The 11,025-nt window shown below is 71.2% G+C and carries 10 protein-coding genes; 8 read left to right on the top strand and 2 right to left on the bottom strand.

Translation table 11 applies throughout. The annotated features are described in order from the left end of the window. The first annotated feature begins 124 nt into the window (after positions 1–124). The 8 genes from Q0A33_RS09505 to Q0A33_RS09540 all read left to right on the top strand — a co-directional run bounded on the left by Q0A33_RS09505 (position 125) and on the right by Q0A33_RS09540 (position 9,244). Positions 125–409 (top strand): hypothetical protein, encoded by a 285-nt coding sequence (locus Q0A33_RS09505; protein ID WP_291795473.1) that lies wholly within the window; start codon positions 125–127, stop codon positions 407–409. A 262-nt stretch (positions 410–671) separates the two neighbouring features. Next, the gene (locus tag Q0A33_RS09510; protein ID WP_291795476.1) at positions 672–1,709 is read left to right on the top strand and encodes an NAD(P)/FAD-dependent oxidoreductase; all 1,038 of its coding nucleotides are present in this window, start codon (positions 672–674) and stop codon (positions 1,707–1,709) included. Positions 1,710–2,043: 334 nt separating this feature from the next. Beyond that, positions 2,044–3,381 (top strand): acylneuraminate cytidylyltransferase, encoded by a 1,338-nt coding sequence (locus Q0A33_RS09515; RefSeq protein ID WP_291795479.1) that lies wholly within the window; start codon positions 2,044–2,046, stop codon positions 3,379–3,381. Further along, a complete protein-coding gene (locus tag Q0A33_RS09520) occupies positions 3,378–4,316 on the top strand; it encodes an N-acetylneuraminate synthase family protein (protein WP_291795482.1) in 939 nt (312 codons plus the stop codon). The genes Q0A33_RS09515 and Q0A33_RS09520 overlap by 4 nt, the downstream gene beginning before the upstream one ends. Positions 4,317–4,336: 20 nt before the next feature. Next, on the top strand, positions 4,337–5,431 hold the full coding sequence (locus Q0A33_RS09525) for a glycosyltransferase family 2 protein (RefSeq protein ID WP_291795485.1): 1,095 nt from the start codon (positions 4,337–4,339) through the stop codon (positions 5,429–5,431). Continuing rightward, entirely contained in the window at positions 5,428–7,017 is a 1,590-nt protein-coding gene (locus Q0A33_RS09530) for a polysialyltransferase family glycosyltransferase (RefSeq protein ID WP_291795488.1), read from the top strand. Before Q0A33_RS09525 ends, Q0A33_RS09530 begins: the two co-directional genes overlap by 4 nt. After that, positions 7,014–8,015, top strand: coding sequence for a hypothetical protein (locus Q0A33_RS09535; RefSeq protein ID WP_291795491.1), 1,002 nt, complete (start codon positions 7,014–7,016; stop codon positions 8,013–8,015). Before Q0A33_RS09530 ends, Q0A33_RS09535 begins: the two co-directional genes overlap by 4 nt. Further along, positions 7,994–9,244 carry a DUF6716 putative glycosyltransferase gene (locus Q0A33_RS09540; protein ID WP_291795494.1) on the top strand — a complete coding sequence of 417 codons (1,251 nt, stop codon included), beginning with the start codon at positions 7,994–7,996 and terminating at the stop codon, positions 9,242–9,244. The genes Q0A33_RS09535 and Q0A33_RS09540 overlap by 22 nt, the downstream gene beginning before the upstream one ends. A gap of 68 nt (positions 9,245–9,312) precedes the next feature. Here the strand turns inward: Q0A33_RS09540 and Q0A33_RS09545 are convergent, their stop codons facing one another. Both Q0A33_RS09545 and Q0A33_RS09550 read right to left on the bottom strand, forming a co-directional pair. Beyond that, positions 9,313–9,861, bottom strand: a complete 549-nt coding sequence (locus Q0A33_RS09545) for a GtrA family protein (protein ID WP_291795500.1) — start codon at positions 9,859–9,861, stop codon at positions 9,313–9,315. A gap of 66 nt (positions 9,862–9,927) precedes the next feature. Beyond that, on the bottom strand, positions 9,928–10,998 hold the full coding sequence (locus tag Q0A33_RS09550) for an acyltransferase family protein (protein ID WP_291795502.1): 1,071 nt from the start codon (positions 10,996–10,998) through the stop codon (positions 9,928–9,930). Between the last annotated feature and the right edge of the window lie 27 nt (positions 10,999–11,025).

The following is an 11,025-nucleotide window of genomic DNA, read 5'->3' on the forward strand; positions in this document are numbered from 1 at the left end:
CTTCACCTTCTACACAATCGTCATGGTGCCGTTCGTGGTGCTGTGAATCGCCTATGCCATGGGGCTGCTGTGGGGACGGTGGCCGGAGAGCGGCACTGCCGCCGAGGCCGGGGACAGTGCCGGCGTGGCCGGGAATGGTGCGGCTGTGGCCGGGCGCGATGCCGCCGAGGCCAGGGCGGGCGCTGTCGGCAAGAGCGCCGGCGAAAATGCTGCCGACGGTGCTGGAGGCCCGGCCGGAGGTGCCGTCACCGCCCGCCCGGACAGCGCTCTCGCGCTCCGCCGTGTGCTGGTGGGCGTGGTGCTCGCCGCAGCGGTCATGGCGTTCGCGTTCTTCTGGCCGGTGTGGACTGCCACGTGGATCCCGCGCGAGGCCTGGGAGCTGCGCATGTGGAACCCCACCTGGATCTGAGCGGCAGGTCTGCGCTCTGAACCGTAGAGAGGCCTGCGCCGCGCGGTTCAGGCCGACTGCTCGTGCCGCACCCGGGTCTGCTCCACGACGTTCGGAGTCCCCTCCCCGAGTGATCACTTCGCCCGGCCATAACTGCGATCCCGGCTGGGCGAAGTGATCACACGAGCGGGAGTCTGCTGGGCCGGTCCACTCGTCTCACGCGGCCCCCCTTCGTCCTCGTCCTTCCCGTCATCCCGGCTTCAGCACCCGGTAGATTCGGACCATGACCACCGTGCACATCGTGGGCGCCGGGATCGCCGGACTCGCCCTCGCCTCGCAGCTGCCCGCCCGCTGGGACGTCCACCTGCACGAGGCCGCATGGCAGGAGCCCACGGTCCCCACGCTGTTCGCCCTCCAGGCCGGCGGGCGGCGGGCCCTGGAGAGGCTCGGCCTCCTCGAGGAGTTCCGCCGCCGCTGCGTCACGGTCACCGGCGGGATGCTCGCGGACGGTCAGGGCCGGCCTCTGGTGCGGATGAGCGGCGTGGAGATCACGCTCCTCCCCCGCCCGGAGCTGCGCGATCTCCTCCGCTCCGTCCTCCCGCACTCGGTGCAGGTGCACCGCCACTCCGTGCACTCGGTGACGGGACTGCACGCGGATCTGGTCGTGGGCGCCGACGGCGTGCACAGCACGGTGCGCCGGGACTTCTGGGGACCGGCCTCGGCCGCTCGGCGGCTGGGCGCCACGGTGATCCGCGGCGTCATCGACGCCGACCCTGTCGAGGGCCGCTTCCAGGAGGTGTGGCGGCCGGACGGGATCTTCGGGATCACCCCGCGGCCCGGCGGCGTCAACTGGTTCTCCACCGTCCCGGCACAGCGCTTCGACTCGCGGGCCCACGCGCTGCGACATCTGCGCGAGCGGTGGGAGGGCCATGCCGAGGACCCACAGCGGGTCCTCGCCCATGCGACCGAGGCCCAGACCCTCGTGAACGACGTCTGGGTCTCGCGCTGGCCTCGGCGGCTGGTGCGGTCCGTACCACTCCGCGGTGCCGAGCGGCACGCGGTGCTTCTGGGCGACGCCGCCCACGCGATGGCGCCCAACCTGGGGCGCGGGGCGAACGAGGCCCTCATCGACGCCGTCGCGCTCGCGCGATTCCTCCGCGAAGACGGCTCGCTCCCCCGCGCCCTGCGGCGCTACGAGACCGCCCGGATGCTCTCCCCGCAGGTCATGCGCGTGGGCTCCACCCTCATGCACCGTCTCTCCGCCACGCGCCGCGACCGTCTGCGCAACGCGCTCCTCTCCGCCGTGCCCGCGCGGGGGTGACGCCCCGGCAGGCATGAGTCCCCGGCGGGCACAGCGGCCCCGGCGGACGCAGCGACCCCCGCAGGCACAGCGGCCGCGAGGCGTTGCGGCCGCGCAGGAGGGAGCATCGGCGGAACAGAGACCCGCGCCTGTGTTCTCCGCTGAGGCCGTCCGCAGACACAGCACCGGCGCAGCCGCCACACCTGTTCCCCACACGGAACCCGGCCTGCAGGCGACTCCCCGGCGTACGGATCACGGCCCCCGGGTGAACACCGGATGACAACACCCGAACCTTGCGCTGCCGCCGCCTTCCGTTCACCTGGCGGCCACACTCACCGCCCTACAGTGGCCGCCTATGACAGCTCCTACCACCGGGACGGCGCCGCCGCGCACCGCAGCGAACGCCGCCTCCCGCACCCCGCACCTCGGGAATCCGCAGAAGCCCCTCGAGGCCCCGCACACGGCCGCCGCACAGCGCACGGTCGCCATCATCCCGGCCCGAGGCGGGTCCAAGGGGATCCCGCTGAAGAACCTCCAGAAGGTGGCGGGCAAGAGCCTGCTGACGCGTGCCATCGAGTCCGCACAGCACGCCCAGCGGATCGACCACGTGGTCGTTTCCACGGACCATGACGGCATCGCCGAGGAGGCCCGTGCCGCCGGCGCACAGGTCATCCGGCGCCCCTCCGACATCTCCGGCGACCACGCCACCAGCGAGTCGGCGCTCCTGCACGCCCTCGCGGAGCTCGGCACCCCCTACGCCATCACGGTCTTCATCCAGTGCACCTCCCCCTTCACCGACGCGGCCTCGCTGGACAACGCGGTGGACCGCGTCGCCTCGCACTCCGCGGACGTCGTCTTCTCCGCGGTCGCGGACCACTCCTTCCTCTGGAAGCTGGGACCGGACGCGGCGGCGGAGGCCGTGGGGCACGTCGCCTCCCACCGGCCGCGGCGCCAGGACCGCGAGCCCCACTTCAACGAGACCGGGGCCTTCTACGTCATGCGGACCGAGGGCTTCCTCGAGCACCGGCACCGGTTCTTCGGCCGCATCATGATCGAGGAGGTGCCGGAGGAGCACGCCCGCGAGATCGATTCGATGAGCGACCTGACCCTGGTGCGCTCCATCGCCGCGCAGCAGGACGCGCACCCCCTCCTGGACGTGCAGGCGCTCGTCACGGACTTCGACGGCGTGCACACGGACGACTCCGTCCTCGTCGCGGACGACGGCCGCGAGGTCGTCCGGACCCACCGCGGCGACGGCCTGGGCGTCGGCCGCCTCGTCTCCGCCGGGTTCCCGTTCCTCATCCTCTCCAAGGAGCGCAACCCCGTCGTCAGCAGGCGCGCGGAGAAGCTGCGGACGGAGGTGCTCCAGGGCATCGACGACAAGGCCGCCGCACTGGAGGCCTGGATGGCCTCCAAGGAGGTCGACCCGCAGAAGGTCGCCTACGTGGGCAACGACCTCAACGATCTGCCCGCCTTCGGGGCGGTGGGCTGGCCCATCGCCGTGGCCGACGCCCATCCCAAGGTCCTCGCGGCCGCCCGGGTCGTCCTCTCGAGACCCGGGGGCCACGGCGCCGTCCGCGAGGTCTGCGACCTCATCCCCGATTCCGCGCTCCCGGCGCGCACCCCCGACCTCACCTCGTCCCCCATCGCCTTCGCGGCCCCGCACACCCACAAGACCAAGGAGTTCGCATGATCCAGACGCTCGCACCCCGCACCGCACCCTCCGCCGCGACACGCACCTCCGCAGCGCCCTCCTCCGCGCCCGCACCCGTGCGGATCGGGGAGCACTCGGTGGGCGCCGGGCAGCCGGTCTACATGATCGGCGAGATCGGCATCAACCACAACGGCGAGGTCGAGCTCGCCAAGCGGCTCATGGACGTGGCGGCGGAGGCCGGCGCGCAGGCGGTGAAGTTCCAGAAGCGGAACCCGGACGTGGCCGTGCCGGAGGCGCAGAAGTCCAAGATGCGCGAAACGCCCTGGGGCACCATGACCTACCTCGAGTACAAGTACCGCGTGGAGTTCGAGCGCGAGCAGTACCGGGAGATCGACGCGCACGCCAAGCAGCTGGGCCTGCAGTGGTTCGCCTCGCCGTGGGACACGGATTCCGTGGACTTCCTCGAGAACGAGTTCGATGCGCTCACCTACAAGGTGGCCTCGGCCTCCCTCACGGACTTCGAGCTCCTCCGCGCGATCGCCGCCACCGGAAAGCCGGTGCTGTGCTCCTCCGGGATGTCCGACTGGGACATCCTGGACGCCGCGGTGGAGGTCTTCGACCGCGAGAACCTGGTGCTCATGCACGCCGCCTCCACCTACCCGCTGCCGCCGGAGGAGGCCAACCTCCGGGCGATCCCGGCGATGGAGAGGCGCTACGGGGTCCCGGTGGGCTACTCCGGGCACGAGATCGGCACGGAGATCTCGCTGGCCGCCGTGGCACTGGGCGCGGTGACGGTGGAGCGCCACATCACGCTCGACACCACCATGTGGGGCTCGGACCAGTCCGCGTCCATGGAGCCGGACGAGTTCATCGCGCTCTGCCGCGGCGTGCGCGTGCTGGAGCGCGCCCTGGGCGATGGTGAGAAGCGCATCATGCCCGGCGAGGAGTCCAAGATCGCCTCGCTGCGCAAGTAACGGCGGGAGAACACGCACCAGTGACCACGTCCCCCAGGCTCTCCGTCATCGTCCCCGCCAAGGACGCCGAATCCTACATCGCGGAATCGCTCACCTCCCTCACCCTTCAGGGGCTCCCTCCCGAGGACATGGAGGTGGTGGTGATCGACGACGGTTCGGAGGACCACACCGCGGAGATCGCCGGGCGGTTCGCGGACCGGTTCGGGGCATTCCGCCTGCTCCGCAATCCGCAGCCCACCGGCGTCTCCGCGGCGCGCAACGCGGGGATGCGCGCCGCGACCGGCACCGGCATCACCTTCCTCGACAGTGATGACTGGTACGCCGACGGGCACCTCGCGGTGATGCTCGAGGCCTTCGAGCACCTCGAGGTGGACTCGGTGCGGACAGACATCATCCTGGCGGCGGGCAAGCACCGCACGCTCAAGTCCGCCCCGGTGTACCTGCGGAACACCCGTCTGCGGACCGCCGACCACACGGTGCGCGGATTCGACCAGACGATGGTCGACTACCCCAATCCGCCCACGGGCCTCTACCACCGCAGGCTGCTGGAGCGCGGGCTGCTGTACTTCGACGAATCGCTGCGCAGCGCGGAGGACCGCGAGTGGAACTGGCGGATCATGCTCCGGTCCGAGACCTTCGCGGTGGTCACCACACCGGGTGCCTACTACCGGCGCGGAGTGGGCGGTTCGCTCACGGCGGTCTACAACGAGACGCAGCTGGACTTCATCCGCAGCTGCGAGAAGACCCTCGCGCTCACCCGGGAGCTCTCCGGCGGGGCGGAGGGCGATCCGCGGACCCTCAAGGCCGCGCACAACCTCTTCGCGCTGGCGGACATCCACCTGCAGCGCCGCGCGGAGATGACCAGGGGCCTGCGCACGCAGCTGGTCTCCGAGCTCACGCGCGTGGCGGAGGGACTCAGCGAGGCGGAGCTGGGGACACTCGTGGACACCTTCAGCCGCAAGCGGCGCGACCATCTCCGGCCGGTGCTCCGCGCACTCAGCAGGCGGAAGGCCGCGCGTTCCTCTGCCGGCGCCCGCGCCCCGCAGAATTTCCGCGCCCCGCAGAACCTCCGCACCCCGCACAACCCCCGCACCGCAGGAAGGACCATGCCGTGAAGCAGGTGTTCGCCGTGTCCTCCTGGCTGCAGCTCGCCAGTCTCGCCGCCGCCATGGACTCCGGGCTGCTCGAGGAGGCGCAGGAGCGCGTCCTCCTCGTGTCCGACAACCGCGTGGTCAACGAGGTGGGTCCGTCGTTCGCCCAGAGGCCGGAGGCCGCGCCCCTGCTCACGCGGTTCGACAGGGTGATCAGCCTCAACGAGTGGATCTGGCCGATGCATCCGGCCCAGTGGGGGCCCAAGGACATCGAGCGCACGATGTGGTCCAAGCTGTTCACCCGCGCCTGGGAGCTGGAGAGCGCGGACGGACGCGTGCAGCTCTTCCTCGAGTCCGTGCAGTCGAACCCCGGCCGGGCGCTCGCGGCCGTGTTCCTCGAGGCGGAGCTCTTCGTGCACTCGGACGGCCTCATGGGCTACGGCCCCACCCGCAACCGGCTCTCTCCGCTGCTGTGGAACCGTCTGCGGGGCTTCGTCTATGTGGACCTCGTGCCGGGTCTGCGACCGCTCATGCTCTCCGAGTTCGAACGGGTGGAGCACCTGGTGGTGCCGCCCGAGGCCGTGCGCGCCGCCATCGGCGAGGTGGCGGACAGCGCTGCGGTGCAGCTCCCGGAGGAGCGGGAGGGGACGGCGCTCATCATCGGGCAGTACCTCTCCGACATCGACCTCCTCACCCACGAGCAGGAGACCGAGGTCTATGCCGCCATGGTCAGATCCGCCCTGGATGCCGGCTGCACCTCCGTCGTCTTCAAGCCCCACCCGGCCGCTTCGTCCTCGGTCAGCAGTGTGCTGGCCGCACGGGCGGCAGAGGCCGGCGCGGCCTTCGAACTGGCGCCCTCGTCCGTCCCGCTCGAACTCTGCCTGGACCGGATGCGGCCGGCCGCGGTGTACAGCTGCTTCTCCACCGGCATGGTGACGGCCTGGCGGCTCTACGGGGCGAAGGCCCGGTCGCTGGGCACGGATCTGGCTCTGGAGGCGTTCGCACCCTATGAGAACAGCAACCGCATCCCCGTGACCATCTGCCGGTACCTCTTCGACGACGCTCACGGCGCGGAGGCCGCTCACACTTCGGAGAGCACCCACAGCGCCGAGGCAGCTCACGGCCCCGAGGCAGCCCACGGCGGAGCGCAGGGTGGGGCCTACGGCGATCGGGCGTTCTCGCTGCAGGAGCTCACGGACGCGGTGGGCTACTGCATGCAGTCGCGCATCTACCCGCATCTGCGGGACTCGGCACAGGCCTTCCTGACCGCTCACTACTCTGCCACGCCGGAGTACTTCAAGCGCCGCCGGCTCACCAAGCTCGGGCTTCCCGGCGGCCTCCCTCCCCGTACTCGCACAGTGCTGGACCGGGCACGGAGCACCGTGGCTCAGACCCTGCCGGAACCCGTCGCAGCCCGTGTGCGACCGCTGGCGGCGAAGGTCAGGAGCGTGCTGAACGCGCGCGTCCCGCGTGCCGCCGCACCCGCACCCGCCTCTCCCACAGTCGCGCCGTCGGTTCCCGCACCCGCGCCCGCGCCCACAGCCGCGCCTTCGTCACGCACAGCCGCCTCGCTCATCCCCACCGCCACAGGCACCGGGAGCCGCCGATGACCGCACGCGCCCTCGTCGAATCGCCCTTCCAGTTCGTCTCCGCCCTGGAGGCGCTGCGCGGCACGGAGGAGGCAGTGGTGCACGCGCGGCCGGACGCACGCGGGATGGAGCAGTTCCTGCGCCAGCTGCCGGAGGGCTGGCTGCCTCCCGGCGTGACCGTCTCCACGCGCCCGCCGTCGTACGCACCGCAGGCACGGACCACACGTCTGCTGGTAGGCGACCTGTGCTCAGGACGGATCCAGCGGACGGTCTCGCAGAGCTACCTGCTGTCACTCCTGCCGGAGCTCACGATCCTCGACGACGGCCTCGCGACCCTCAGCGTGGTGGAGCAGCTGGTCTCCGGCACCGGTCCGCTGAGCCGTCCCCGCCAGCGGCTGAGCCCGGTGCGCAGCAGGCTCTCCGCGTTCTTCGCCGCTCGGCTGCGCGGCCTCGCACGGAAGGGACGGGTCGACTGGTTCACGGCGCTGCGCCCCGGTCCTGAGCTGCGGGCGAGCGCCGCCGCGCGCAGTGTCCGCATCCGCGAGCACCGCTTCGAGCACGCCCGCAGCGTGGGAAGCGGTGAGGCACCGGAGTCCGAGGCCGTGGTGATCGGCTCCGCGATGGCCGCGGACGGGCTCATCCGGCCGGCGGCGTACCTCGACTGGGTGCGCGGTGCCGCGGGCCGCGGCACCGGCCTCTCCGCCCGTTCCACGACCTACTACCCCCACCGCCGCGAGTCGCCGGACTTCCTCGCGCGCGTCGCTCAGCTCGAGGGCGTGCGCGTGGCCGAGCCCGGGCTGCCCCTCGAACTCCGGCTCTCCTCGCTCCCACCCGGCGTCCACGTGCTGAGCCTGCCCTCGACCGCGGTGGTGAGCCTGGCGACGATGAACCCGGAGGCGGTCTTCGCGGTGACTCCCGTGGAACCGGCCTGGTGGACGGATGCGGCACCCGCGGAGTTCCGGGCGAGCACCGCGCGGAACGGGAAGGCGCTGCGGGAGTGGACGAGGCAGACATGCTGATGCGGGGCTCGGCGGCGCCCAAGATCCTCGCCGTTGCCGATTCGGAGTCGTACCTCAAATGGGCAGCGCATCTGCTGGCGGGCCTGCAGGGCGCGGGGACGGCAGATTTCCGCACCGAGCTCCTGCTCCTCGACACCCCGCTGCTGCCGGTGCCGGAACAGCGGAGCGCGGCACTGACCGGCACACGGTGGGAGGGGCGCTCCCCCGGTGTCGTGACGCGCAGAGCTCTGCGCGGGGAGCTCGAACGCCTGCGGCCGGACATCGTCCTGGCGGCGGCCACCGGTCCCGTCGTGCAGCAGATCCACTCCACCGCCGCCCGCGTGTCACCGCGCCCGGCGCTGCTCTCCGGCCTGCCCGGGGTGGGTCTGCCGGCGACCACGAAGGGGGCCCGGTACAGGCGCCTCGGCGACGCCTTCGTCACGCATTCGCATGCGGAGGCCGCCGCGTACCGCAGGGTGTACGGCGCGCTCCGGTACCCGGCGGACATCCTCGTGACCCGCCTGCCGATGCTGGCTTCAGCGGCACCGCCGGAACCTGTGCGGGGCGGTGGGCGGGTGCACCGGATCGTGTTCGCCCCGCAGGCCAAGGTCCCGCCGCTGCGCAGCCAGCGTCTGCAGATCCTGCGCGCCCTGGACGACTGGGCGCGGGCCGAGGCCGGACGGACGGTGGCGATCAAGCTCCGTTCGCGGGAGGGTGAGCAGGAGACCCACCACGAGCATGTGCCGTACCGCGAGCTGCTGGGGCGGATGCACACCTCCGGCGAGGCGAGCGCGCGGATGCGGCTGGAGTACGGGCCGATGGCCGAGTTCCTCACTCCCGGCACGGCGCTGGTGACGGTCTCCTCCACCGCCGCACTGGAGTCGCTGGACCGGGGCCTGCCGACGCTCGTCGTCTCCGACTTCGGGGTGAACGAGGAGATGCTGAACGCGGCGTTCTCCGGCTCCGGGCTCGAACGCACCCTGGAGCAGCTGCGCGCCGGTGACTTCCCGTTCCCCACGCGGGACTGGCTGCGGGAGAACTACTTCCACCCGCCGGAGGACTCCTTCGAACGCGCCCTGGTGCTGCTGGCCGCACGCTCCCGCCAGGCGCAGCTCACGGACCTGGGGCGGCAGGCGCTGGCACAGGATCTGCGAGGTGTGCGGGCGGAGCTCCGCACCCTCGCACCGGCGCCGGTCGTGAGCGCCTACCGCAGCGGTGTCACCGCGCTGCGCAGGATCCGCAGCCGCTGAGCCGGGCAGCCGCACTGCGCAGGGCTCCGCCTCAGACGCTCCGCAGTTTCACCGCGGCTGAGCGCGGCTCACTCCACCACCTCGCGTGCGGCGCCGCGGTCCGGGAACACCCAGGTGCGGTAGGCCCAGAACCTGAAGACCATCGCGAGGCCGATCCCCACGATGTTCGTCGAGATGTTGTACGTGACCGGGTCGCGCATCTCCAGCAGGTACCACGTCATCCCCAGCGGTGCGACGACGATGACCATGCCGATCGCGTTCGCCACCGCGAACTTCCAGATCGTGGAGAACTCGGAGCCGGAGTCGCGGCCGCCGTAGGTGAGGAATCGGTTGCCCAGCCAGGCGACCGCCACGGAGACGAGGGTGGAGACCACCTTGGCCTTGATGGGGCTGCCGTCCAGCAGAGCAGGGATGCCGGCGAAGCCGAACAGCAGCAGATTCGAGAGCCCCACGTCCACGATGTAGGAGATGCCGCCCACGGAGAGGAAGGACAGGACCTCACGGACGAAGCGGCGCAGCCGCACCCAGCGGGAGGCGCGCTCCGCGTCCGCGGCGCCGGCCTCGGCAGCCGCCGGCTGCGGACCGTCCTGCTCGGCGAGCTGTTCGGCGGTGTCCAATACGCGAGTCCTCAATCCGGGTGGGGCGCGCTGAGAGCAGCGGGCCCGTGGTGACGGTCATCCACTCTACGACCGGTGGCGGAGTGAGGATGCCTCCGACACCGCAGACTTGCTGGGGATCACCTCAGAACCAGAGCCCGGCACACGTCGCATCACGGCCGCGGCGAGCCGCTTGGAGGGTTCGGAGACGAGCCAGTGCAGCGGCCGCAACGACAGCACCTGAGCCAGCGCCCATGCGAGCAGCGCGCACAGCACCACGGCGCCCACCTGGACCCGCCGGTCGTACCCGCCGTCGTAGATCGAGGCCAGAGCCGGTGTGAGCACGATGACGGCCAGACCGTGAAGCAGATAGACCGAGAGCGAGCGGGCGCCCATCGTCGTCACCACGGTGCTCCGGGAGGGAACGCCTGCGAGGAGCGCGACGATGACCAGCAGGGAGATGAGATAGAGGCAGAGCCGGACGAGGATGCCGTGGAGCGTGCCCACCTCGAGCCATTCGTAGTTCCGGCTGCCGTAGAGCCACTCGCGCTGGAGGTCTGCGATGAAGAGTGCCAGCAGCGGGCACATCGCGGCGAAGGCCAGACCCAGCTTGGTCCACAGCGGCATGGCGGACAGCCATGAGAGGGCGCAGGACCCGTAGACCTTGCCCAGGACGAACAGGGGCCAGAACACCAGCATGCGCGAGAGCGAGAACTCGTAGTCGGCGGCGGGAACCGCTCCGGCGAGCAGGCCGGTGGCGACGGAGACCACGGCCATGATCCGCGGGACCCTCTCGATGAGCGGCACCGTGAGGTACCAGGCGATCATCGCGAAGAGGAACCACAGGATCCAGTGTGGTCTGATCCAGCTCCACTCGAAGGGATCGCCGGCGAACCGCTCCACGACGTAGTAGACGAGCTGTGCGGCGAGGAGCGTGAGGAGGAGGTTGAGGACCCGTTCGCCCAGCCGCTTCGACTTGGCGGTGATGCCCGCGAGGAACACGAAGGCCGGCATGTGGAACGCGTAGATCGAGGTGAGCACGAGGCGCCCGAGGCCGTCGTCCCACCCGGAGCTCAATCCCTCGAGCAGGTGCCCGAGAACCACGAGCACGATGAGAGCGCCCTTGGCGTTGTCGATCCGTCCGTCCCTCACAGGCATCGGGACAAACTAGCATCCGCTTCTGCA

Origin of the sequence: Brevibacterium sp., from assembly GCF_022712115.1 — a bacterium.
Lineage (GTDB): Bacteria > Actinomycetota > Actinomycetes > Actinomycetales > Brevibacteriaceae > Brevibacterium > Brevibacterium salitolerans.

Coding starts and splice junctions, on each gene's coding strand:
- Q0A33_RS09510 (WP_291795476.1), top strand. CDS start 672: ATGACCACCGTGCACATCGTGGGCGCCGGGATCGCCGGACTCGCCCTC.
- Q0A33_RS09515 (WP_291795479.1), top strand. CDS start 2,044: ATGACAGCTCCTACCACCGGGACGGCGCCGCCGCGCACCGCAGCGAAC.
- Q0A33_RS09520 (WP_291795482.1), top strand. CDS start 3,378: ATGATCCAGACGCTCGCACCCCGCACCGCACCCTCCGCCGCGACACGC.
- Q0A33_RS09535 (WP_291795491.1), top strand. CDS start 7,014: ATGACCGCACGCGCCCTCGTCGAATCGCCCTTCCAGTTCGTCTCCGCC.
- Q0A33_RS09550 (WP_291795502.1), bottom strand. CDS start 10,998: ATGCCTGTGAGGGACGGACGGATCGACAACGCCAAGGGCGCTCTCATC.